Origin of the sequence: Kitasatospora fiedleri (assembly GCF_948472415.1) — a bacterium.
GTDB lineage: Bacteria > Actinomycetota > Actinomycetes > Streptomycetales > Streptomycetaceae > Kitasatospora > Kitasatospora fiedleri.
In genome coordinates, this window is the sequence record NZ_OX419519.1 from 1408519 (window position 1) to 1431658 (window position 23140).

22 protein-coding genes are annotated in these 23140 nt (G+C 74.1%); 5 read left to right on the plus strand and 17 right to left on the minus strand.

Annotated elements, in window-relative coordinates; genetic code table 11:
* Positions 1 to 106: 106 nt before the first annotated feature.
* The 15 genes from cbiE to QMQ26_RS06940 all read right to left on the minus strand — a co-directional run bounded on the left by cbiE (position 107) and on the right by QMQ26_RS06940 (position 16973).
* Positions 107 to 1345, minus strand: a complete 1239-nt coding sequence (gene cbiE / locus QMQ26_RS06870; protein ID WP_282205098.1) for a precorrin-6y C5,15-methyltransferase (decarboxylating) subunit CbiE — start codon at positions 1343 to 1345, stop codon at positions 107 to 109.
* 202 nt (positions 1346 to 1547) lie between these two features.
* The gene (locus QMQ26_RS06875; protein ID WP_282205099.1) at positions 1548 to 2174 is read right to left on the minus strand and encodes a GNAT family N-acetyltransferase; all 627 of its coding nucleotides are present in this window, start codon (positions 2172 to 2174) and stop codon (positions 1548 to 1550) included.
* A gap of 168 nt (positions 2175 to 2342) precedes the next feature.
* On the minus strand, positions 2343 to 3173 hold the full coding sequence (locus QMQ26_RS06880) for a MetQ/NlpA family ABC transporter substrate-binding protein (RefSeq protein WP_282205100.1): 831 nt from the start codon (positions 3171 to 3173) through the stop codon (positions 2343 to 2345).
* A 79-nt stretch (positions 3174 to 3252) separates the two neighbouring features.
* Positions 3253 to 3993, minus strand: a complete 741-nt coding sequence (locus QMQ26_RS06885; RefSeq protein WP_100835317.1) for a methionine ABC transporter permease — start codon at positions 3991 to 3993, stop codon at positions 3253 to 3255.
* Positions 3990 to 5030 (minus strand): methionine ABC transporter ATP-binding protein, encoded by a 1041-nt coding sequence (locus tag QMQ26_RS06890; protein ID WP_100835318.1) that lies wholly within the window; start codon positions 5028 to 5030, stop codon positions 3990 to 3992. The genes QMQ26_RS06885 and QMQ26_RS06890 overlap by 4 nt, the downstream gene beginning before the upstream one ends.
* 445 nt (positions 5031 to 5475) lie before the next feature.
* Positions 5476 to 5970 carry a GNAT family N-acetyltransferase gene (locus QMQ26_RS06895; protein WP_282205101.1) on the minus strand — a complete coding sequence of 165 codons (495 nt, stop codon included), beginning with the start codon at positions 5968 to 5970 and terminating at the stop codon, positions 5476 to 5478.
* Between the two features lie 288 nt (positions 5971 to 6258).
* Complete coding sequence (locus QMQ26_RS06900) at positions 6259 to 7623, minus strand: FAD-binding oxidoreductase (RefSeq protein WP_282205102.1); 1365 nt, start codon at positions 7621 to 7623, stop codon at positions 6259 to 6261.
* A gap of 97 nt (positions 7624 to 7720) precedes the next feature.
* Positions 7721 to 9142 carry an argininosuccinate lyase gene (argH, locus tag QMQ26_RS06905; protein ID WP_100835321.1) on the minus strand — a complete coding sequence of 474 codons (1422 nt, stop codon included), beginning with the start codon at positions 9140 to 9142 and terminating at the stop codon, positions 7721 to 7723.
* Between the two features lie 101 nt (positions 9143 to 9243).
* Positions 9244 to 10437 (minus strand): argininosuccinate synthase, encoded by a 1194-nt coding sequence (locus QMQ26_RS06910; RefSeq protein ID WP_100835322.1) that lies wholly within the window; start codon positions 10435 to 10437, stop codon positions 9244 to 9246.
* Between the two features lie 110 nt (positions 10438 to 10547).
* Positions 10548 to 11102: an arginine repressor gene (locus QMQ26_RS06915; protein ID WP_282205103.1), complete on the minus strand. Its 555-nt coding sequence runs from the start codon at positions 11100 to 11102 to the stop codon at positions 10548 to 10550.
* Positions 11103 to 11127: 25 nt separating this feature from the next.
* Positions 11128 to 12330, minus strand: coding sequence for an acetylornithine transaminase (locus QMQ26_RS06920; protein ID WP_100835324.1), 1203 nt, complete (start codon positions 12328 to 12330; stop codon positions 11128 to 11130).
* Positions 12327 to 13259 carry an acetylglutamate kinase gene (argB, locus tag QMQ26_RS06925; protein WP_100835325.1) on the minus strand — a complete coding sequence of 311 codons (933 nt, stop codon included), beginning with the start codon at positions 13257 to 13259 and terminating at the stop codon, positions 12327 to 12329. The genes QMQ26_RS06920 and argB overlap by 4 nt, the downstream gene beginning before the upstream one ends.
* Positions 13260 to 13282: 23 nt before the next feature.
* Positions 13283 to 14461 carry a bifunctional glutamate N-acetyltransferase/amino-acid acetyltransferase ArgJ gene (gene argJ / locus QMQ26_RS06930; protein ID WP_282205104.1) on the minus strand — a complete coding sequence of 393 codons (1179 nt, stop codon included), beginning with the start codon at positions 14459 to 14461 and terminating at the stop codon, positions 13283 to 13285.
* Entirely contained in the window at positions 14458 to 15486 is a 1029-nt protein-coding gene (argC, locus tag QMQ26_RS06935; protein WP_282205105.1) for an N-acetyl-gamma-glutamyl-phosphate reductase, read from the minus strand. The genes argJ and argC overlap by 4 nt, the downstream gene beginning before the upstream one ends.
* Before the next feature lie 296 nt (positions 15487 to 15782).
* Positions 15783 to 16973: a LacI family DNA-binding transcriptional regulator gene (locus tag QMQ26_RS06940; protein WP_282205106.1), complete on the minus strand. Its 1191-nt coding sequence runs from the start codon at positions 16971 to 16973 to the stop codon at positions 15783 to 15785.
* Positions 16974 to 17039: 66 nt separating this feature from the next.
* Here QMQ26_RS06940 and QMQ26_RS06945 point away from each other — a divergent pair, with 66 nt between their 5' ends.
* From QMQ26_RS06945 to QMQ26_RS06965, 5 genes are all read left to right on the plus strand, one after another.
* Positions 17040 to 17957 (plus strand): ribokinase, encoded by a 918-nt coding sequence (locus QMQ26_RS06945; RefSeq protein WP_282205107.1) that lies wholly within the window; start codon positions 17040 to 17042, stop codon positions 17955 to 17957.
* A gap of 176 nt (positions 17958 to 18133) precedes the next feature.
* Positions 18134 to 19480, plus strand: coding sequence for an NtaA/DmoA family FMN-dependent monooxygenase (locus tag QMQ26_RS06950; RefSeq protein WP_100835330.1), 1347 nt, complete (start codon positions 18134 to 18136; stop codon positions 19478 to 19480).
* 95 nt (positions 19481 to 19575) lie between these two features.
* A complete protein-coding gene (locus QMQ26_RS06955; protein ID WP_100835331.1) occupies positions 19576 to 20091 on the plus strand; it encodes a flavin reductase family protein in 516 nt (171 codons plus the stop codon).
* Entirely contained in the window at positions 20084 to 20521 is a 438-nt protein-coding gene (locus tag QMQ26_RS06960; RefSeq protein ID WP_282205108.1) for a riboflavin kinase, read from the plus strand. Before QMQ26_RS06955 ends, QMQ26_RS06960 begins: the two co-directional genes overlap by 8 nt.
* A 118-nt stretch (positions 20522 to 20639) precedes the next feature.
* On the plus strand, positions 20640 to 21332 hold the full coding sequence (locus QMQ26_RS06965; RefSeq protein ID WP_100835333.1) for a nicotinamide mononucleotide transporter family protein: 693 nt from the start codon (positions 20640 to 20642) through the stop codon (positions 21330 to 21332).
* A 303-nt stretch (positions 21333 to 21635) separates the two neighbouring features.
* On the opposite strand, the gene QMQ26_RS06970 is transcribed toward QMQ26_RS06965, so the two are convergent.
* Together QMQ26_RS06970 and QMQ26_RS06975 are read right to left on the minus strand one after the other, a co-directional pair.
* Entirely contained in the window at positions 21636 to 21950 is a 315-nt protein-coding gene (locus tag QMQ26_RS06970) for a hypothetical protein (protein ID WP_282205109.1), read from the minus strand.
* Positions 21947 to 23125, minus strand: a complete 1179-nt coding sequence (locus QMQ26_RS06975) for a hypothetical protein (RefSeq protein WP_282205110.1) — start codon at positions 23123 to 23125, stop codon at positions 21947 to 21949. The genes QMQ26_RS06970 and QMQ26_RS06975 overlap by 4 nt, the downstream gene beginning before the upstream one ends.
* Between the last annotated feature and the right edge of the window lie 15 nt (positions 23126 to 23140).

Below are 23140 nucleotides of genomic sequence, written 5' to 3' on the forward strand. Positions count from 1 at the left end.
GGAAACCCTACCGGCCGCGGCCGGACCGATCTCGAAACCCTGTCCGGATGCGACGGGGATCACCGTACCGCCGGGGACGGACGCTCCGCGGGGGCGTTACCGGAGGTCAGTCGTACGGTTCGCCCCAGATCAGCAGGGTGTAGTCGCCGCGTCCGAAGGAGGGTCCGCCGCCGGTGTCGGGTTCGGCGCGCAGGGGGGCGGACTGGAGCAGCAGGCCGTCGACGCGGTAGCCGGCGGCGTCCAGGATCTGGCGGGTCTCGGTGGCTTCGGCGAGGGTGCGGGCGACGGCGACCACCCGTTCGGGTTTGCGGGCGGCGACGGCGCGGACCATGGCGGGGCCGCCGTGTTCGACGGCGACGGCGTCGGGTTCGGGGAGGGCGCCGAGCACGTCGGGGCCGGAGCCGGCGGCGGTCTCGACCTCGACGCCGGCCTTGCGGGCGTTGGCGGAGATCCGGGCGCAGTCGGCGGGTTCGGCCTCGACGGCGACCACGGCGGCGCCGAACCGGGCGGCCTCGACGGCGAGCGCGCCGTCCCCGGCGCCGACGGTCCACAGCAGGTCGCCCGGTGCGGGGGCGAGCCGGGCCAGGGCCAGCGCGCGGACGTGCGGCGGGAGGGCGCGGGGGCGCCGGGCGTCGGCGTCCGCTCCGGCGTACGCCCGGCCGGGGAGCGCCCAGCCGCGCTGCGGGCCGGGGTGGTCGAGCGGTCGGCCGGCCAGCCAGCCGGAGGCGGCCTCGGCGGGCGGGACGTTGCCGATGACCAGGACGACGGAGGGGTCGCGCCAGTCGTGGTCGGGGACGCGTTCGGAGGTGAGGACGGTGACGTCCTCCTCGGCGGTGCCGAGCGCCTCGCAGACCACGAAGGTGCGGGGGACGCCGCGGAGCATCAGGGCGAGTTCGCTGGGCCCGGCGCCGCCGGTGGTGAGGACGGCGACCTTGGGGTGGGCGCGGCAGACGTTGGCGGCGCGGCGCAGCCGTCCGCCGTGGGCGGAGACCACCTGGGCGTCCTCCCAGGCCATTCCGGCCCGGGCGAAGGCGGTGGCCACCGAGGAGACGGCGGGCAGGACTTCGAGTTCGAGGCCGTACTCGGGGCGGCGCAGGGTGCGCACGACGCCGAAGAAGCCGGGGTCGCCCTCGGCGACGACGACGGCGGCGCCGCGGTGGTCGGCGATCTTCCGGGCGGCGGCCCGCAGGTCGGCCAGGCCGATGCGTTCGGCGCGTTCGGGGACGGGGAGGGCGGCGAGCTGGTAGGCCGCCCCGGCGACCAGGGTGGCTCCGGCGAGTGCGTCGGCGGCGCTCTGGGTCAAGGGGGTGCCGTCCCACCCGATGACCGTGATCCGGTCAGCCATCTGCGGCCGTTCTCCTCGTGCCGTGTGTCCGCCCCTGGTGGGGTGCGCCGCGGGCGCTCCCTGCGCAGAGGCTACCGCCTGGCCGGGGTGGTGCGGAGCCGTGGCGCGCGCCGGGGGCGTGAACAACCGGAGCACGACCGGGAACGAGGCCGGGAACGAGGCCGGGAGGCGGCTCGGGGGCAGGGGTGGCGGCGGCCGGGTCTCAGCGGCGCAGGGCGTGGTGGCGGTCGTCGGGGTGGACGGGTTCGGGCGGGTCGAGGTCCTCGGGGAGCAGGCTCCACACGATCAGGTCGGTGTGCTCCTCGGGGCCCGGGCCCCACTCCCCGCCGCGGACTATCGCCGCGTTGCGCAGCACGCCCTCGCTGATCGCGCCGGTCTTCTGGGCGACCTGCTGGGCGGCGGTGTTGCCGGCGGCGGTGCGCAGTTCGAGGCGCTGGAAGCCGCGGTCCTCGAACAGCCACTGGGCGGTGCCGAGGACGGCCTCGGGCGCGTAGCCCTCGCCGCGGGCCCAGGGGGCGGTGACGAAGCGGGCCTCGGTGGCGCGCAGGTGCCAGTCGGTGCGGTCGAGTTCGAGCAGGCCGACCAGCCGCTGGGTGAGGTGCTCGGTGACGGCGAAAACGATTCCGCGCCCCCGGGCGCGCCGTTCGGGGGCCTGACGGACGATCAGCTCGTGCGCGTCGGACTCGCGGTAGGGGCGGGGGTGTCCGGTCCAGGTCTGGACGAGTTCGTCGTCGAGCATGGCGGCCAGTGCGGGGGCGTCCTGGTCCTCAAGGGCGCGCAGCAGCAGCCGTTCGGTGCTGATGGCTGTCTCGGGGAAGTTCGCAACCATGCCGTCTCTCCTCGCCGGGTCGTGGACACACCGTACGCCCCGCCCCTTCGTCGGGCGTGCCAGCGTACCCGCTCCGCACCTCACGGCTCGTCAGCACGGTGCCCCCGGCGGGGAGGCCGGGGGCACCGCGGGGAGGTCCGGCGGGGCCGGGCGGGGTCGGACGGGGGGTCAGAACGCCGGGATGACGGCGCCCTGGAAGTTGTCGTCGATGTACTTCTTCACCTCGTCGGAGTGCAGCAGCTCGGCGAGCTTCTGGACCCGCGGGTCGCTCTCGTGGCCCTTCTTGACGGCGAGGATGTTGGCGTAGGGGTTGCCCTCGGCCTTCTCCAGCACCAGCGCGTCGGTGGCGGGCTTGAGGTTGGCGCCCAGCGCGTAGTTGCCGTTGATGACGGCGGCGTCGACGTCGTCGAGGGAGCGCGGCAGCTGGGCCGCCTCCAGCTCCTTGAACTTGAGGTTCTTCGGGTTGCCGGTGACGTCCTGGACGGTGGCGGTGGTGCCGGCGCCGTCCTTGAGGGTGATGACGTTGTTGTCGGCGAGCAGCTTGAGCGCCCGGCCCTCGTTGGTGGCGTCGCTGGGGACGGCGACCTGGGCGCCGTCCTTGAGCTCGGTGATGCTCTTGACCTTCTTGGAGTAGACGCCGAGCGGCTCCAGGTGGACGGTCTCGACCGAAACGACGTCCGTGCCGTTCTTCTTGTTGAAGTCGTCGAGGTAGGGCTGGTGCTGGAAGTAGTTCGCGTCCGCGGAGCCGTCCTGGACCGAGGTGTTGGGGGTCACGTAGTCGCTGACCTCCTTGATGTCCAGCTTGAGCCCGGCCTTGGCCGCCAGGTTGTCCTGCACGAACTTGAGGATCTGCGCGTGCGGGGTGGGGCTGGCGGCGACCACCAGGGGCTTGTTCGGGTCGGCGGAGGCGCCGGAGGAGTCCGAGGAGCAGGCGGCCAGGGTGAGCGCGAGGCCGGCGGCGGTGGCGGTCAGGGCGGTGGTCTTCAGGACGTTACGCACGAAAAGTGCCTTTCTGCGGGATGCGAACGGCCCTGGTGGGGCCGGGGTCCCGTCCCTCGGCTCTGGCGAGGGCGGGAAGTCAGTGCGAGGAGAGCAGGTCTTCCTCGGTGTCCTTCGGCCCGGCGCTGGCGGAGCGGAAGAAGCCGAGCGGGCTGCGGTAGTCGCCGCGGTGCGAGAGCCGGCGGGCGGCGAGGTCGCCGAGCAGCTGGATCACGGTGACGATGACCACGAGTTCGGCGACGATGACCCACATGAAGGTGGTCTCGAAGCGCTGGTAGCCGTAGCGGATGGCGAGGTCGCCGAGGCCGCCGCCGCCGACCGCGCCGGCCATCGCGGAGTAGCCGATCAGCGCGATCACCGTGGTGGTGGCGGAGGCGACCAGCGCGGGCAGCGCCTCGGGCAGCAGGGTCTTGCGGACGATGGAGCCGGTGCCGGCGCCCATCGACTTGAGCGCCTCGACCAGCCCGCCGTCCACCTCGCGGACGGAGGTCTCCACCAGCCGGGCGAAGAACGGGATCGCGCCGATCGCGAGCGGGACGCTGGCGGCCTGCCAGCCGAGCGTGGTGCCCGCGATCGCCCGGGTGAGCGGGATCACCGCGACGATCAGGATGACGAACGGGATGGAGCGCCCGACGTTGACGACCGCGCCGAGCACCCGGCTGACGGCCAGGTTCTGCAGCAGGCCGCCCTTGTCGGTGAGCACCAGCAGCAGCCCGATCGGCAGGCCGATCAGCAGGCTGGCGAGCCCGGCGATGCCGACCATGCCGAAGGTCTCCCAGGTGGCGGGCCACATCAGTTCCTGCATCTGGTCCCAGGTCATGCCGCCGCTCCGTTCGACAGGTCGAGGACGTCCACCTGGAGTCCCTGTTGGCGCAGGTAGCCGATCGGCACCACGTTGTCGGTGTGGCTGCCGGGCAGTTCGACCCGCATCCGGCCGACCAGGCGGCCGGCGATGGTCTCGACGGCCGCGCCGAGGATGCTGATGTCGATCTGGTAGGTGCGGGCCAGCTGGGAGACGAACGGCTGGGCGGGCGCGTCGCCCTGGAAGGTGATCTCCAGGACGGTGCGCGACCCCGCCTCCGAGGCCGCGGCCCGGGTGCCGTAGTCGCCGAGCGGGAAGAGGTCGCGGGCGATCCGGGAGTGGCCGTCGGCGAGCAGGTCGGTGAGCCGGCCGCTCTCGACGACCCGGCCGCCGCGCATCAGGGCGGCGGAGTCGCAGACCGACTTGATGACGTCCATCTCGTGGGTGATCAGCAGGACGGTCAGGCCGAGCTGCTGGTTGAGCTCGCGCAGCAGCTTGAGGATCGAGCGGGTGGTCTCCGGGTCGAGGGCGCTGGTGGCCTCGTCGGAGAGCAGCACCTTGGGGTCGCCGGCCAGGGCGCGGGCGATGCCGACGCGCTGCTTCTGGCCGCCGGAGAGCTGGGCGGGGTACTGGCGGGCCTTGTCGGCGAGGCCGACCAGGTCGAGCAGTTCGGCGGCCTTGCGGCGGCGCTCGCGCCGGTCCAGGCCGATGATCTCCAGCGGGAGTTCGACGTTCTGCTGGACGGTGCGCGAGGAGAGCAGGTTGAAGTGCTGGAAGACCATGCCGATCCGCTGCCGGGCCTCCCGCAGCTCGCGCCCGGCGCGCTCCCGGCCGCCGGAGAGCGCGGTCAGCTCCACGCCGTCGACGGTGACGGTGCCGGAGCTGGGCCGCTCCAGCAGGTTGACGCACCGGATCAGGGTGGACTTGCCGGCGCCGCTGGTGCCGACGACGCCGAACACCTCGCCCTGCCGCACGTGCAGGTCGACGTCGTCCAGTGCCCGGACCTCGCGGCCGCCGGAGCGGTAGACCTTGGTCAGGCCCTCGGTGGTGATCACAGCTGCTTCCGTTGTTCGTCGGCGGACGGTCGGCGGACGGCCGTGGGGGCGTCCGCGCCGATGGCGGGATGGGCACGCGGGTGCCCGGGAAGAGTGGCTGCCGGCTTCGTTCCGATCATGTCCGCCGATCGGGCGGGCCGCCCGTGGGCGTGGCCCTAACGAGTCATCAGCGGACGGGGGGTCAGCGGGCGCCGGGCGGTGGCCCTCAGCGGCGACACATTCGACGGCCGCACATGCGCGACTCACCTGCCGGCGTCGCGCCGGTGGGGATGCATGTCGTCGTCGTGGTCATGGAACCCAGTAAATCAGACATATGGTCCGTGTCCCAGATTTCAGGACCTATTGTCCGCATTGCGGACACGACCCTTGCGGCGCAAGCACTGCGGCGCCCGACCCCTCGTTCGGGTCGGGCGCCGCGTCGGGCCGGGCCGGGGTGCCGCGCGGCTCAGGCGGCCAGGCTGGTCGCCACCGGCTTGGCCAGGGTCACGATCGACAGCCGGCGGGACACCTCGCGCACCTCGGTCTCGCGGTAGCCGAGCCGGCGGTACAGCCGCAGGTTGCCCAGGCTGCGGTGGCCGGTGAACAGCTCGAAGCCGCCGGTCGCGCCGTCCTCGGCGAGCTGCGCCTCCAGCCCCTCCAGCAGGCGGCGGCCCAGGCCGTGCCGCTGCATCCGCGGGTGCACCACCAGCCGGCCGATCCGGCCGACGCCCTGGGCGTCCACCCAGCCGCGGACGCTGCCCACCACCTCGTCGCCGAGCCGGGCCACCAGCACCCGGTGCTCGGACATCTCGGCCTGGAGGCTCTCCAGGGTCTGGGTCAGCGGCTCCAGCGTCCAGTCGCCGTACAGCTCCGCCTCGCTCTGATAACCGAGGTACTGGAGCTTGAGGATCTGCTCCGCCTCCTCCGGTCGTGCCGCTGCGATGATCACACTCATGCCCATGTGCGGGGGCCTCCATCGTTAAGTGCCCGGCGCGTGCGAGTGAGGGTCCGGCACCGGTTCCTGTCCGAGGTGTGCCCGGACGGGGATCTGCCCGGCCCGGGGAAAGCGCGACGCGCCCCGCCGGACGGTGGCCCGGACAGCCGGAACTGACACGCTCACGCTCAGTATCCGGGGAGTCGGGCGACCGTCAAGAGAGACGTTCGCCACCGCTCTACCCAGACGACCGCTGCTCTCAACCTTCCCGACGCCCGACGTGGCGAGCGTCACGCCCGCCCGGGCGCCCCCGCGTCACCCGTTCGGCCGGATGTTCCGGTTGACCCGGAACAGGTTCGCCGGGTCGTACCGCTCCTTCAGCGTCACCAGCCGCTCGTACTTCGCCAGCCCGTACGCCTCCACCACCCGGCCCTGCCCCTCGGCGCCCATCAGGTTCACGTACGCGCCGCCCGAGGAGAACGGCCGCATCGCCTCCCAGCACCGCCGGACCCACGCCGCGTGCGGCTCCGCCGGGCCGTCGGTCCAGCGCGCCACCGCGCTCAGCAGGTACGGCGCCGTCCGGTACGTGTACGCGGTGTCCTCCGGCCCCACCCGGGCCACCGCGCCGCCCAGGAACGCCAGCTGCACCCGGGCCGACGGGCCCGGCAGCGCGTCGACCTGCTCGGCCAGCCGGTCGATCGCCGCCGCGTCCAGCACCGACAGGAACTCCGAGCGCCCCACGTTGCCCGCCCCCGGGCCCAGGCCGGCGTCCAGCATCCGCTGCCACAGCGGGTACGGCCGGGTCTGCACGGTGTCCGCGACCACCCCCGGCAGGGCGCGCAGCGGCGCCACCGCCTCCCGTCCCCGGTCGGCCCGGCCCGACCAGCACAGGCCGATCCGCAGCACCGTCCGGTCCGGCAGCTGCGGCATCCCGCGCGGGCGCCCGAACTCCACCATCACGGTCAGGCCGTCCGGGGCGTCCGCCGTGAAGTCCCGCACCGCGGCGAGGGTCGGCGCCAGCAGTTCCACCGGCACGTACACCGCCCCGCACAGCAGGTGCGGCCCCACCCGGTGCAGCCGGTACGTGAAGGAGGTCACCACCCCGAAGTTGCCGCCGCCCCCGCGCAGCCCCGCGAACAGCTCCGGGTGCGCCGCCGCGCTCGCCGTCAGCAGCCGCCCCTCGGCGGTCACCACGTCCGCCTCCACCAGGTTGTCGCAGGTCAGCCCGTACGCCCGGGCCAGCCAGCCGACTCCCCCGCCGAGCGTCGTCCCCGCGATGCCCGCCGCCGAGTACGGCGCGCCCGTGGTCGCCAGGTCGAACGCCTGCGTCTCGTGGTCGAACGCCCCCCAGGTCACCCCCGGCTGCGCCCGGGCGAGCCGCCGGGCCGGGTCCACCCGGACGCCGGTCAGCCGGGACAGGTCGATCAGCATGCCGCCGTCGCAGGTGCCCAGGCCCGCCAGGCTGTGCCCGGCGCCCCGCACGGCGGCAGGCAGGCCGTGCTCCCGGGCCACCGCGACGGCCTGGAGCACGTCGGCGACGCCGCTGCACCGGGCGATCAGCCCGGGCCGCCGGTCCACCGCCGCGTTCCACACCGTCCGCGCCTCGTCGTACCCGGCGTCCCCGGGCACCACGATCTCGCCCCGGAACCCCTCGGCGAGCGCCATGGCTGCTGTGGCCATGGCTCCAGGGTAGGCCGGGAGGCGGCCGGGGGCCCGGGGAACGGCGGGCCCGAAGCCGTTCCGCCGCTCCCCCGGGCGGGCGCCTGCCGGAGACCTCTCAGCCCAGCCAGGACTGCTGGGCGGCGAGGTCCTCCTTGATCTCGGCGAGCTGGACGGCGACGGCCGACGGGGCGGTGCCGCCGCGGCCGTTGCGGGAGGCGATCGCGCCGTGGACCGAGAGGACGGTGCGGACCTCGGGGGTGAGGTGCGGGGAGATCGCGGCGAACTGGGCGTCCGTCAGGTCGGAGAGCTCGATGCCCTCGGCCTCGCAGACCTTGACGCAGGCGCCGGCCACCTCGTGCGCGACCCGGAACGGGACGCCCTGCCTGACCAGCCACTCGGCGATGTCGGTGGCGAGCGAGAAGCCGGCCGGGGCCAGCTCCTCCAGCCGCTCGCGGTGCACCGTCAGGGTGGCGATCATGCCGGTGAAGGCGGGCAGCAGGACCTCCAGGGTGTCGCAGGAGTCGAAGACCGGCTCCTTGTCCTCCTGGAGGTCGCGGTTGTAGGCGAGCGGCAGCGCCTTGAGGGTGGCCAGCAGGCCGGTCAGGTTGCCGATCAGGCGGCCGGACTTGCCGCGGGCGAGCTCGGCGATGTCGGGGTTCTTCTTCTGCGGCATGATCGACGACCCGGTGGAGAAGGCGTCGTGCAGCGTGATGAAGCCGAACTCCTTGGTGTTCCAGATGATGATCTCCTCCGCGATCCGCGAGAGGTTGATGCCGATCATCGCGGTGACGAAGGCGAACTCGGCGACGAAGTCGCGCGAGGCGGTGCCGTCGATCGAGTTGCCCACCGAGCCGCGCTCGAAGCCGAGTTCGGCGGCGACGGCCTCCGGGTCGAGGCCGAGCGAGGAGCCGGCCAGCGCGCCGGAGCCGTACGGCGAGACGGCGGTGCGGGCGTCCCACTGGCGCAGCCGCTCGGCGTCCCGGCCGAGGGCCTGGACGTGGGCGAGGACGTGGTGGGCGAACAGCACCGGCTGGGCGTGCTGGAGGTGGGTGCGGCCGGGCATCGCGGTGGCGGGGTGGGCCTCGGCGAGGCCGACCAGGGCGTGCTGGAGGTCGAGGACCAGCGCCCCGATGATCTTGCCGTGGTCGCGCAGGTACATCCGGAACAGGGTGGCGATCTGGTCGTTGCGCGAGCGCCCGGCGCGCAGCTTGCCGCCGAGGTCGGGGCCGAGGCGCTCCAGCAGGCCGCGCTCCAGGGCGGTGTGGACGTCCTCGTCGGCGACGGTGCCCACGAACGCGCCGGACTCGACGTCGGCCAGCAGCTGGTCCAACCCGGCCAGCATGGCGTCGAGTTCGGCCGCGCTGAGCAGCCCGGCCCCGTGCAGGACCCGGGCGTGCGCCTTGGAGCCGGCGATGTCGTAGGGGGCGAGCCGCCAGTCGAAGTGGACGGAGGCGGAGAGCTTGGCCAGGGCCTCGGAGGGGCCGTCGGCGAAGCGCGCGCCCCAGAGGCGGACGTCTGCGGGCTGGTCGGCGGTCATCGCGTGGGCTCCTTCGGGTGTGGCACAGCAGGTCTGGGTGCGGCACCGCCCCGGCCACCCGTGCGTCGACGGGGTGCCGGGGCAGCGCTACCGGTGGTGGGTCAGGCCAGGTCGCGGCGGGCGGCGATCTTCGAGGACATGCCGAAGATCTCGATGAAGCCCTTGGACATGGACTGGTCGAAGGTGTCGCCGGTGTCGTAGGTGGCGAGGTTGAAGTCGTACAGCGACCGGTCCGACTTGCGGCCGTTGACCACGGCGCGGCCGCCGTGCAGGACCATCCGGATCTCGCCGGAGACGTGCTGGTTGGCCTCGTTGACGAAGCCGTCCAGGGCGCGCTTGAGTGGGGAGAACCAGAGGCCGTCGTAGACCAGCTCGGCCCAGCGCTGCTCGACCTGCCGCTTGTAGCGGGCCAGCTCGCGCTCGACGGTGACGTTCTCCAGGGCCTGGTGGGCGGTGATCAGGGCGATCGCGCCGGGGGCCTCGTAGATCTCGCGGGACTTGATGCCGACCAGGCGGTCCTCGACCATGTCGAGGCGGCCGATGCCCTGGGCGCCGGCCCGCTTGTTGAGCTCCTCGATGGCCTGGAGGACGGTGACCTTGCGGCCGTCGATCGCGACCGGGACGCCGGCCTCGAAAGTGATGACGACCTCGTCGGCCTCGCGCGGGGCGGCCGGGTCCTGGGTGTACTCGTAGACGTCCTCGATCGGGGCGTTCCAGATGTCTTCCAGGAAGCCGGTCTCGACGGCGCGGCCGAAGACGTTCTGGTCGATCGAGTACGGGTTCTTCTTGGTGGTGACGATCGGGAGGTTCTTGGCCTCGGCGAAGGCGATCGCCTTGTCGCGGGTCATCGCGTAGTCGCGGACCGGGGCGATGCACTTCAGGCTCGGGGCCAGCGACTGGATGCCGACCTCGAAGCGGACCTGGTCGTTGCCCTTGCCGGTGCAGCCGTGGGCGACGGTGGTGGCGCCGTGCTTCTGCGCGGCGGCGACCAGGTGCTTGACGATCACCGGGCGGGAGAGCGCGGAGACCAGCGGGTACTGGCCCTGGTACAGCGCGTTGGCCTTGAGGGCCGGCAGGCAGTACTCGTCGGCGAACTCGTCGCGGGCGTCGGCGACCTCGGCCTCGACGGCGCCGCAGTCGAGCGCGCGCTGGCGGATGACCTCCAGGTCCTCGCCGCCCTGGCCGACGTCGACGGCGACGGCGATGACCTCGGCGCCGGTCTCCTCGGCGATCCAGCCGATGCAGACGGACGTGTCCAGACCGCCCGAGTAGGCGAGTACGACGCGATCGGTCACGGCTATCTCCATTCACAACACAGGTTCCATGCGGCGTTAGGCATAAGTATGCACCACCGCGTATGAGTTCACAAACCAGTACCGCACAGCGCGTGTGGAACGCCTCGGAACTACTGCGACTTGGCCTGGGCGAGTTGCATCAGGTGGTCGGCGAGCGCCTGCCCGCCGGCCGCGTCGCGGCTGATCAGCAGCACGGTGTCGTCCCCGGCGATGGTGCCGAGGATCTCGAACACCTCCGCGGTGTCGATCGCGGAGGCCAGGAACTGGGCCGCGCCCGGCGGGGTGCGCAGCACCACCAGGTTGCCGGAGGCGGTGGCGGAGACCATCAGCTCGCCCGCCAGCCGGGCCATCCGGGCCTCGCTGGCGGACTCGCCCATCGGGGCGCGCGGGGTGCGGTCCCCGCCCTCGGCCGGGACGGCGTAGATGAGCGCGCCGTCCCGGTTGCGGATCTTCACCGCGCCGAGCTCGTCCAGGTCCCGGGAGAGGGTGGCCTGGGTGACCACGAGTCCGTCGTCGGCGAGCAGCTTGGCGAGCTGGCTCTGCGAGCGGACGGGCTGACGGGTCAGCAGGTCCACGATCCGCCGGTGGCGCGCGGTGCGGGTCTGCGGGACCTGCGGCGTGGGGCCGGTGGCGGGGGTCGCGGGCTCGGAGCGGGGTTCGGTCATAACTGATGATTCTCCTGAAAGACGCTCAGCTGTTCGCGTCGGGGGCGGCTTCGCGGACCGTCCGGAGGATCTCGGGCAGCGCGGCGAGGAAGGTGTCGGCTTGCTCCTCGGTGAGCACCAGCGGCGGGACCAGCCGGACGGCGTCCGCGGTGGCGGCGTTGACCAGGAAGCCGGCCTCCTGGGCGGCGGCCTGGACCTTCCCGGCCACCGGCGCGGTCAGCACGATGCCCAGCAGCAGGCCCTTGCCCCGGACGTGGTCGACCAGCGGGTCGCCGATCGCCTCGATCCCGGTGCGCAGCCGCTCGCCGAGCTTGGCGGCGTGCTCCAGCAGGCCCTGCCGCTCGATGGTGTCCAGGACGGCGAGGCCGGCCGCGGCGACCACCGGGTTGCCGCCGAAGGTGGTGCCGTGGTGGCCGGGGCCGAGCAGGTCGGCGGCCGGGCCGAAGGCGAGCACGGCGCCGATCGGCAGGCCGCCGCCGAGGCCCTTGGCGAGGGTGACGAGGTCGGGGTCGACGCCCTCGGTCGCCTGGTGGGCGTACCAGTGGCCGGTGCGGCCGATGCCGGTCTGGATCTCGTCCAGGACCAGCAGGGTGCCGGTGGCGCGGGTGATCTCGCGGGCCGCCCGCAGGTAGCCCTCGGGGAGCGGGATGGCGCCGTTCTCGCCCTGGATCGGCTCCAGGAAGACCGCGGCGGTGTCGGTGGTGACGGCCGCGCGCAGGGCCTCGACGTCGCCGAGCGGGACGTGCGTGACGTCGCCGGGCAGCGGCCGGAACGGGTCCTGCTTGCCGGGCTGGGCGGTGAGCGCGAGGGCGCCCATGGTGCGGCCGTGGAAGGCGCCCTGGAGCGAGACCAGGTGGGTGCGGCCGGTCAGCCGGGAGATCTTGAAGGCGGCCTCGTTGGCCTCGGTGCCGGAGTTGCAGAAGAACACCCGGCCCGGGCGGCCGTCCAGCTCGATCAGCTTCTCGGCCAGCCGGATGGTCGGCTCGGCCGTGAACAGGTTGGAGACGTGGCCCAGGGTGGTGATCTGCCCGGTCACCGCCTCGACGACCGCCGGGTGGGCGGTGCCCAGCGCGTTGACGGCGATGCCGCCGACCAGGTCGAGGTAGCGCTTGCCGTCGGCGTCCCACAGCAGCGGGCCCTCGCCGCGCACCAGCGGGATGCGCGGGGTGCCGTAGTTGTTCATCAGGGCGTGCCGGTAGCGCTCGATGATGGCGTCGTTGCTGCTCATGCCAGTCCCCCCAGTACGGTGCTCTCGTCGTCCGGCACGACCATGGTGCCGATGCCCTCGTCGGTGAAGATCTCCAGCAGCAGGCTGTGCTGGACGCGGCCGTCCAGGACGCGGGCGGTGCCCACGCCGGAGCGGACGGCGCGCAGGCAGCCCTCCATCTTGGGGAGCATGCCGGTGGCCAGGGTGGGGAGCATCTCCTCCAACTCGCCGGCGGTCAGCTGGCTGATCACGTCGTCGGAGTCGGGCCAGTCCTTGTACAGGCCCTCGACGTCGGTGAGCACGACCAGCATCTCGGCGCCGAGCGCGACCGCCATGGCGGCGGCGGCGGTGTCGGCGTTGATGTTGTAGACGTGGCCGTCGGTGCCGCGGGCGATCGAGGAGATCACCGGGATGCGGCCGTCGGCGATCAGCGCCTTCACCGCGCCGGCCTCGATGTTGACGATGTCGCCGACCAGGCCGATGTCGACCTGCTCGCCGTCGACCACGGCGTAGCGCTTGGCGGCGGTCATGGTGTGGGCGTCCTCGCCGGTCATGCCGACGGCGAACGGGCCGTGCGCGTTGAGCAGGCCGACCAGTTCGCGCTGGACCTGCCCGGAGAGCACCATCCGGACCACGTCCATGGTCTCGGGGGTGGTGACGCGCAGGCCGGCGGTGAAGGAGGACTCCAGGCCGAGCTTCTCCAGCTGGGCGCTGATCTGCGGGCCGCCGCCGTGCACGACGACGGGGTGCAGTCCGGCGTACCGGAGGAAGACGACGTCCTGGGCGAACGCGGCCTTGAGGTCCTCGTCGACCATGGCGTTGCCGCCGAACTTGATGACCACGGTCTTGCCGTGGAAGCGCTCCAGCCAGGGCAGCGCCTCGATCAGGGTGCGGGCCTTGGGCAGGGCGGCGTTGCTGCGGGCCTGTTCGCCCTTGGGTGCGATCTGCATGGCGGTGTGTCGGCCCCCGTGGGTCAGCTGGAGTAGGCGCTGTTCTCGTGCACGTACTCGGCGGTCAGGTCGTTGGTCCAGATGCTGGCCGAGGCCCGACCGGCCTTGAGGTCGGCGGTGATGACGACCTCGCGGTCCTTCATCGAGACCAGGTCGCGGTCCTCTCCGACGCCGCCGTCGCGGCAGACCCAGACGCCGTTGATGGCGACGTCCAGCCGGTCGGGGTCGAAGGCGGCGGAGGTGGTGCCGATCGCGGACAGCACCCGGCCCCAGTTGGGGTCCTCGCCGTGGATGGCGCACTTGAGCAGGTTGCTGCGGGAGACGGTGCGGGCGACGTCGACGGCCTCCTCCTCGGTGGCGGCGTTGACCACGTCGATCCGGATGTCCTTGGAGGCACCCTCGGCGTCGCCGATCAACTGGCGGGCCAGGTCGGCGCAGACGGTGCGCACGGCCTCGGCGAACTCGGCCTGCTCGGGGGCGACCGCGGAGGCGCCGGAGGCGAGCAGCAGCACGGTGTCGTTGGTGGACATGCAGCCGTCGGAGTCGACCCGGTCGAAGGTAGTGCGGATGGCGTCGCGCAGCGCGGCGTCGAGACCGGCGGAGTCGACCTCGGCGTCGGTGGTGAGCACGACCAGCATGGTGGCCAGGCCGGGGGCGAGCATGCCCGCGCCCTTGGCCATGCCGCCGACCGTCCAGCCGGCCGGGGCGGTGACCTGGGCGGTCTTGTGCACGGTGTCGGTGGTCTTGATGGCGATCGCGGCGCTCTCGCCGCCGGTCTCCGACAGGGCGGCGACGGCGAGTTCGACGCCGGGCAGCAGCCTGTCCATCGGCAGCCGGACGCCGATCAGGCCGGTGGAGCAGACCGCGACCTCGATCGCGCCGATCCCGAGTTCGGCGGCGACCTTCTCGGCGGTGGCGTGGGTGTCCTGGAAGCCCCCGGGGCCGGTGCAGGCGTTGGCGCCGCCGGAGTTGAGGACCACGGCCGCCAGCTCGCCGTCGTTCAGCACCTGGCGCGACCACTTGACCGGGGCGGCGTGCACCCGGTTGGAGGTGAACACGCCGGCAGCGGTGTGCCGCGGGCCGTCGTTGACGACCAGCGCGAGGTCCGGGGTGCCGGACGCCTTGATGCCCGCGGTGACGCCCGCCGCGCGGAAGCCCCGGGCCGCGGTGACGCCGACGTTCTGGTCCTGGGGGGTGGTCACGGTGCGACTCCGTTCAGCGGGAGGCCGAGCTCCTCGGGGAGGCCGAGGGCGATGTTCATGCTCTGCACCGCGCCGCCCGCGGTGCCCTTCACCAGGTTGTCGATCGCGCTGATCGCGATGATCCGCCCGGCGTGCTCGTCCAGCACCACCTGTAGCACCGCCGCGTTCGACCCGTACACGGACGAGGTGTGCGGCCACTGGCCCTCGGGCAGCAGGTGGACGAACGGCTCGTCGCCGTACGCCTTCTCGTACGCGGCGCGCAGCTCGGCGCCGGTGGTGCCGGGCCTGGCCTTGGCCGAGCAGGTGGCGAGGATGCCGCGCGGCATCGGCGCCAGGGTGGGCGTGAAGGAGACGGTGACCGGCTCGCCCGCGAGCGGGGTCAGGTTCTGCGCCATCTCCGGGGTGTGCCGGTGGCCGCCGCCGACGCCGTACGGGCTCATCGAGCCCATCACCTCGCTGCCCAGCAGGTGCGCCTTGGCGGCCTTGCCCGCGCCGGAGGTGCCGGACGCGGCGGTGATCACCGCCTCCGGCTCGGCCAGGCCCGCGGCGAACATCGGGTACATCGCCAGCGTGACGGCGGTCGGGTAGCAGCCCGGCACGGCGATCCGCCGGCTGCCGCGCAGCGCCTCGCGGTGGCCGGGCAGCTCGGGCAGGCCGTACGGCCACGTCCCGGCGTGCGGGGAGCCGTAGAACTGCTCCCAGTCGGCCGCCGACTTCAGCCGGTGGTCGGCGCCCAGGTCGACCACCAGGACGTCCTCGCCGAGCTGGGCGGCGATCTCCGCGGACTGCCCGTGCGGCAGGCCGAGGAACACGATGTCGTGCCCGGCCAGCGTCTGCGGGTCGGTCGGCTCCAGCACCCGGTCGGCCAGGCCGATCAGGTGCGGCTGCAGCGCGCCGAACCGCCGGCCCGCGTTGGAACCGCCGGTCAGCGCCCCGATCTCCACCTCCGGGTGCGCCTGCAGCAGTCGCAGCACCTCACCGCCCGCGTACCCGCTCGCTCCGGCTACGGCTACTCGCAATACCATGGCATTCCCTCCTGAAGCCCGGCATGAATATACGCACCCCAGCAAAATCATGCAAGGATGCGGCAGGCCCGAACCCGGTCGCACCCGCCTCCCGGGGGGCGCCGATGGCCGATCTCGCCGCCGCGGCACGGCCGTTGACCGGAGACGACCCCCGCGGCGGCCGCTCGATCAGGGTCCGGGACCGCCCCGGCGGACGGCTGCGCGCCCCCGCCCCGCCCGGCCGGTCGACCGCACGCACGCCCGGCGGGGCGAGAGGTGAGCCGCTCCCCCTCGCCCGGAGGCGAGTTGACGATCCGTCAGCTCTGCGCGCCCGCGTCGGTGGAGGCGCGGACGACGAGCTGCGGGGGGAAACGTTCGACGTTCTCGGCGCGGGCGGGGGCCGGGGCCTGGAGGAGGGTGAGGGCGCGTTCGGCCATGTCGGCGAGCGGGTGGCGGATGGAGGTGATCGGGGGGTCGAGGAGTTCGAGCAGTTCGGTGTCGTCGAAGCCGGTGACGGCGATCTCGCCGGGGACGGAGACCGCCGAGCGCTGGAGGGTGCTGACCAGGCCGACGGCGAGGACGTCCGCGCCGCAGACGACGGCGTCGATCTCGGTGCGGCGTTCGGCGACGCGGCGCCCGGCGGTGCGGCCGGCGTCGGTGGTGAAGCTGGGCAGCAGGACGGTGGTGGCGTCGGCGCCGCGGGCGGAGGTGAAGGCGGCGAGGCGTTCCGCGCCGGAGGAGGACGCCTGGTCGGCGGCGACCAGGGCGATCCGGCGGCGGCCGAGGGCGTCGAGGTGGTCGAGGAGCAGGCGCATCGCGGCCGCGTTGTCGAGCGTGACGGCGACGGTGCCGGAGTCGTGCGCCCAGCGGTCGAACAGGACCACGGGGGCGCGCCCGGCGGCGGCCCGGACGGCGACCCCGGAGGCGGCGGCGGAGACCGGGACGACCAGCAGCCCGTCCACCCGTCCGCTCAGCAGGGTCTCGATCTGCTCCGCCTCGATGGCCGGCGAGTTCGCCGCGTCGGAGACCACCAACTGCCCGCCGGCCGCCCGGACCTGCTGGGCGATGGCGTCGGCGAGCTGGACGAAGTACGGGTTGGCGAGCGAGGGGACGACCACGCCGACGGTGCCGGTGGTGCCGGTGCGCAGCGCCCGCGCGGAGTGGTTGGTGCGGTAGCCGAGCCGCCGGGCGGCCTCCTCGACGCGGCGGGCGAGGTCGGGGTCGACGTTGCGCGGGTGCCGGCCAGGACGCGCGAGGCGGTGGCGCGGGAGACGCCGGCGGCGGCGGCCACGTCGAGGAGTCGGGGCGCTGTCACGTGGGGGTCCTCCCCGGTCGGAGCGGTCGTAGCGGTCGGAACGGTCGGAACGGTCGGAATGGTGGAGCGGCTGAACGGTCGAGGGGTCGAGCGGTCCTGGGCGGGCGCGGCGCCGGTTCCGGAACGGTGCACGCCGGGCCTCGGAACGGCGGGTGGCGCCCCGGTGGACCCGGGTCGGCGCAATGCGCAGCACGAGGGTACTTGACGGCCTGTGAGCGCTGGTCCAGAGTGTGGGAGATCGATCTCCCGAGGAGTCCGGATGCCGTCCATCACCGTCGTCGGTTCGGTCAACCGCGACCTCGTCCTGACCGTCGAGGACCTGCCGCGGCCCGGCGAGACCGTGCTCGCGCGGGGCTTCGTCGAGGGCGTCGGCGGCAAGGGCGCCAACCAGGCCGTCGCGGCGGCCCGGCTCGGCTCGCAGGTGCGCCTGGTGGCCCGGGTCGGGGCGGACGCGGCGCCGATCCGGCGGGCGCTGGCCGCCGAGGGCGTGGACCTCGACGCGGTGCTCACCGCGCCGGACGCCAGTACCGGGATCGCCTCGGTGGTGGTCGACCGCGCGGGCGAGAACACCATCGTGGTCAACCCGGGCGCGAACGCCGTGCTCTCGGTCGAGGACCTGCCGCAGTGGCTGGCCCGCACGCCCGGCGAGGTGCTCCTGGTCCAGCACGAGGTGGCCGCCGAGGTGGTGGCCGCCGCGGTGCTGCGGGCCCGCGAGCAGGGCGGCACGGTCGTGCTCAACCCGGCCCCGGCCCGTCCGGTCGCCCCCGAGGTGCTGGCCGCCGTCGACGTCCTGGTCCCCAACCTGGGCGAGCTGGCCGCCCTGCTCGGCGCCGAGCCCGTCACCGGACTGCCCGCCGCGCGCGAGCTGCTGGAGCGCGCCGCGCTGCCCTGCGGGGCGGTGGTGGTCACGCTCGGCGCGGACGGGGCGCTGATCAAGCGGCCGGGCCGCCCCGGCAGCGTCCACCTGCCCGCCCCGGTGGTGGACGCCATCGACACCGTCGGCGCCGGCGACACCTTCTGCGGCGCGCTCGCCGACGCGCTCGCCCGCGGCGCCGACCTGCCCACCGCCGCGGCCCGCGCCGTCCGGGCGGCCTCGCTGGCCGTCACCGGGCTCGGCGCCCAGTCCTCGATGCCCCGTGCGGCGCAGCTCGACTCCCCCGGGCCCGCCGCGTCCTGAACCCGCCCCCTCCGCGACGTCCCGGCGTCCCGGCGTCCTGAACCGCCCGCGGCGTCCTGAACCGCCCGCGACGTCCTGAACCGCCCGCGACGTCCCGAACCGCCCGCGACGTCCCGCCGTCCCGACCACCCCGCCGTACCGCTTCCCCCGCACCGCCTGTTCAACGGAGAACACCCATGCGCAGCCTCAAGCTCGGCCTGTTCGAGAACGCCCAGACCAACGCCAGCGGCACCGCCACCTGGCGGCACCCCGACAGCCGCCGCCACCTGTTCGACACCCTCGGCTACTGGCGCGAGGTCGCGCGGCTGTGCGAGGACGCCAAGCTGGACTTCCTGTTCCTGGCCGACGCCTGGGGCTGGTCGGAGATCGACGGGGTGCGCCCGCCGATCGCCACCGAGGAGACGCTCGACCTGCCGCGGCTGGACCCGTTCGTGATCGCCTCGGCGCTGCTGGCCTCCACCACCGACCTGGGCCTGGTGGTGACCGGCTCGGTGCTGGTCGAACCGCCGTACGCGTTCGCCCGCCGGCTGGCCACCCTGGACCAGCTCTCCGGCGGCCGCCTGGGCTGGAACGTGGTGACCACCGGCACCGCCGACACCGCCGTGAAGGCGTTCGGGATGGACATGGTCGCGCACGACGACCGGTACGCGATGGCCGAGGACTTCCTCGACCTGGTCTACAAGTACTGGGAGGGCGCCTGGGAGCCGGACGCCCTGGAGAAGGACAAGGCCGGCCGGTTCGCCGACCCGGCGAAGGTGCACCAGGTCGCGCACGAGGGCCCGTACTTCCGCTCGCACGGCTACGGCAACACCGCCCGCTCCCCGCAGGGCACCCCGGTGCTGTTCCAGGCCGGCGCGTCCCCGGCGGGCCGCCGGGTCGGCGGACGGCACGGCGAGTGCATGTTCGTCGGCAGCGGCAGCGTCGAGCAGCTGGCCGGCCACACCGAGGCGATCCGCGCGGAGGCCGTGCGGGCCGGGCGCGGGGCCGACGGGGTCAAGGTGATGTCGGCGTTCTCCTGCGTGGTCGGCGCGACCACCTCGGACGCCGAGCGCCGCTGGCAGCGGGTGCTGGACGCCCAGCGCCCGGAGGTCACCGTCGCCTCGTACGCGATGTTCACCGGCCTGGACCTGTCCTCGTACGCGCCGGACACCCCGATGACCGAGCTGTCCACCGAGATGTCGCAGACCCAGGTCGCCCGGTTCGCGGGGAAGACGGTCGGCGACGTGCTCGCCGACTGGCACACCCACGGGGTGGGCGCCCGCCCGGTGGTCGGCACCGCCGAGGAGATCGCCGACGAGCTCTGCGCCCTGGCGGAGGGCGCCGACCTGGACGGCTTCCTGCTCTCGCCGACCGTCCAGCCGGCCTCCACGGTCGAGTTCGTCGAGTCGGTGCTGCCGATCCTGCGCGAGCGCGGCGCGTTCCGCGGCGCGTACGCGGACGGCGAGTCGCTGCGCGAGCGCCTGACCGGCTCCGGCGACCGGGCGCTGCCCGCCGGCCACCCGGCCGCGCGGCACCGCCACTGACCCGCTCCCCGCTTCCTCCTCCCTCCCCCTTCCCCGCACCACTTCAGGCAGCACGGGCACGACGCACCAGGCATGACGAGAGGACGGCGACGGTCATGGCCACCACCGACCGAAACCCCAGCATTTCTTCCGAGTTGGACGCGGGCGCGCTGCGGCGGGCGTTCGGGGCGTACCCGACCGGCGTGGTCGCGGTCGGCGCGCTGCGCGACGGCGGGCCGGTCGGGTTCGCGGCCAGCTCCTTCGTGTCGATCTCGCTGGAGCCGCCGATGGTGGCGATCAGCGTGGCCCGCGCCTCCACCACCTGGCCCCGGCTGGCCGGGGCCCCGGTGCTCGGCCTGAGCGTGCTCAGCCGCGGCCAGGGCGCGCTGTGCCGCAGGCTCGCCTCCCGGGCGGGCGACCGGTTCGACGGCACGCCCTGGCAGGCGACGGCCGACGGCGCGGTGCTGATCCACGACGCCGCGCTGTGGCTGACCGCCCGGGTCGGCCCGGTGCACGACGGCGGGGACCACGAGATCGTCCTGCTGGAACTGCTGGGCGCCGAACTGTTCCCGGGCGTGGAGCCGTTGGTCTTCCACACCAGCCAGTTCCGCGAGCTCACCCCGCATGCCTGAGCGGCGGCCGGCGCCCCTGTCCGGCACCGTCGTCCACGGTGCCGGCCGGGGGCGGGGCCTGGGCCTCCCCACCGCGAACCTCTCCCCCGCGCCCGGCGCGGTCGTCCCGCCGCCCGCGATCTACAGCGGCTGGCTGACCCGCCCGTCGACCGGGGACGTGCACCGGGCGACGATCAGCATCGGCACCAACCCGACCTTCGGCGACTCGTCCGAGGTCCACGTCGAGGTGCACTGCCACGACGCCCCGGACGGCCTCGACCTGTACGGCGAACGGGTCGAGCTGTGGTTCGTCGCCCGGCTGCGCGACACTGAAAGGTTCGCCAGCGTCGAGGACCTGCTGCGCGCCGCCCACGAGGACGTCCGCCGCTCGGCGGCCCTGCTCGCCGCCGCACCCGCCCCCACCGCGAGCCCCCGCACCACCACCCCCTGAACCCGGTCGGCCCCGCCGCTCCCCCGCTTCCCGGTGGGGCCGACCGTCCCCACCCCCCTTCCGGCACGCACCCCCTCCTCCCCCACCACCTCGCTCCGAACGAACAAAGGTGTGAGTCATGAGCGCGTTCCACTGGCTGAACGAGCAGTTCGGCTTCTTCGGCCTCCCCGTCTACTGGTCCGACTTCCTGGGCAACATCCTGGCGCTCGCCACCGTCTGGCTGGCCCTGCGCCGGTCGCTGGTGGCCTGGCCGGTGCAGATCCTCGGCTCGGTGTTCCTGCTGATCGCCAGCCTGAACGTGCACCTCGGCGGCAACGCCGCCCGGCAGGTCGTGATCATCGTCTCGGCGTCCTGGGGCTGGGCGACCTGGAAGCGCAGCCGCGCCCAGGAGGGCACCATCAACGTCCGCTGGGCGAACTGGACCGAACGCGCGGTGCTGGCCGCCGCTATGGTGCTCGGCACGCTCGCGTTCGGCGCGGTGCTCAACTGGCAGGACGCCTCGTTCTACCCGGGCGCGCCGCTGTGGATGGTGATGGCGGACGCGTGGATCTTCGTCGGCTCGATCATCGCGATGTACAGCCAGGCCCGCCGCTACGTGGAGTTCTGGTTCGTCTGGCTGGCGGTCGACCTGGTCGGCGTGCCGCTGGCGGTCCACTCGGAGCTGTACTTCTCCGGCATCGTCTACGCGATCTTCTTCGTCATGGTGGTGCTCGGCATCCGCGACTGGGCCTCCCGCAGCCGCCCGCAGGAGATCGCCTCCCCGCTGGAGCCCGCCGTCCTGGTCGAAAGCCGCGAGGACACCCCCCGCTGACCCCGCCCCCACCCCACCCGGGCCGCCCCTCCCCCTGGAGGGTCGGCCCGGATCGGCGTGCCCGGGCAGGACGGCCGCCATGGAACCCACCTGGATGCCGTCGATGGGCGGCCCGCTGCGCGCCTTGGTCCTCGGGACGGCCCGGCCACCACCTGCCACCTGCCCGAGCACCGCGCCTTCCCGCGCCGGACGGGCGCCCACGACTGGGACGAACTCCTCCCCGCCGCGGCCGGGTTGCTCGCCGATCCGCCCACCTCGTCCGGGTGCCCGCGCGGCTGCGGCCGGTCCGCTACTCCGGGGGCATCAGGCGCAGCAGGTCCGCGACCGGGAGGGCCGGGTTGGCGGCGGCGTGGTGGGCGGTTGCGGGTCGGCGAGCAGGGCGCGGAGCCGGTCGAGCGGTAGGGCGGGGTGGGTGGCGGCCCGGTCGCGGGCCCGCCGGTCGCGCAGGCACGCGGTGAGGGTCGGGCCGTCGGCGGCGGGGTGGCGGGCGACGGCGCGCAGGGTGGCCGCGTTGTGGTCGCCGGTGACGAGGGTGCGCAGCAGGGCGGTCGGGGTGTCCGGGTTGGCGGCGATGCCGGGGCCGACGGCACGGCCGTGGCGGCGGTGCATGGCGGTCAACTGCCGTGCGTCCAGGCCGGGGTGGGGGCGACGGCGTTGGCGACCTTGGCCACCGGGTCGTCGGCGAGGCGGTCGCGGACGTGCGGGGGCAGGTCGCGGCGCAGCGCGAGCAGGCGGCGTGGTTCGGGGTCGGTGGCGGCGGCGAGCCGTTCGGTCTCGGCGGGGTCGGCGGCGGCGATCCGGGGCGGCGGCACCGTCCAGGACTTGAGGGCGGCACCGGCCCGGGGCCGGTCGAGGAGGTCCAGCGGTACGGCGGGGTTGGCGACGACGGCCCGGCGCACCGACTCGTGCGGGTGGTCGGCCAGTCGGCGGATCAACCGCTCGCCGATCGCCGGGTTCTCGGCGAGCGATTCGAGCACCTGCGGCGCGGGGTCGGCGGCGAGCAGCTCGTACGCGTCGGGGCCGAGGTCGGTGCGGGCGGCGAGCCGGGCGCGCAGGAACGGGGACGGGTCGCGCAGGTGGCGGAGGGCGTCGGCGACGGACGCGGCCGGGTGGGCGAGCGCGGCCTGCGCGATCGCGTGCCGGGCGTACCGGTGGCTGCCGTCGCAGACGGCCCCGCCGGGCAGCCGGCAGTCCGGGTCGGGGCAGTCCCGCGGGTGCGTCCACGGCACGGGGTGGCGGGTGCAGACCTCGCAACTCTCCAGCGGTGGACGGCCGTTCAGCAGATCGGCGAGGACGGCGGGCGGCGTGGACGCGTTCCACCCGACGGCCTGCCGGACGTCCGGCGCGGGGTGCGCGGCGAGCGCGGCGAGGACGCCGGGGTCGGGGTGCGCCTCGGCGAGTCCGACCAGGACGTCCCGGTCCCCCTCGGCGAGCAGTCGGCGTCCCACCTCGGCCGGCAGTCCGGGACAGGACGCCAGCTCGGGCCACAGTTCCCGCCGTTCGGCCAGCAGCGTCGCCCACGCGCCCGGGCCCTTCCCGGCCCGCAGCAGCGCCAGCGCGGCGAACGGCCGCCGCTCCGGGTCGACCCGCTCCGCCACCAGGTACCCGGTCTCCACCAGGTGTCCGGCCACCGCCGCGCCGCGCTCCGCCAGCACCTCGACCTGTCGTTCGGTCAGGTCCGCCCGCTCGGCCAGGTCCAGCGAGAGATCCGGCTCCGCCAGCTCCACCAGCCGGTCCACCGCCCCCGCCGGCAGCGAGGGATTCCCGGCCAGCCCACTCCACACACGACGCATCCCGGCATCCTCCCC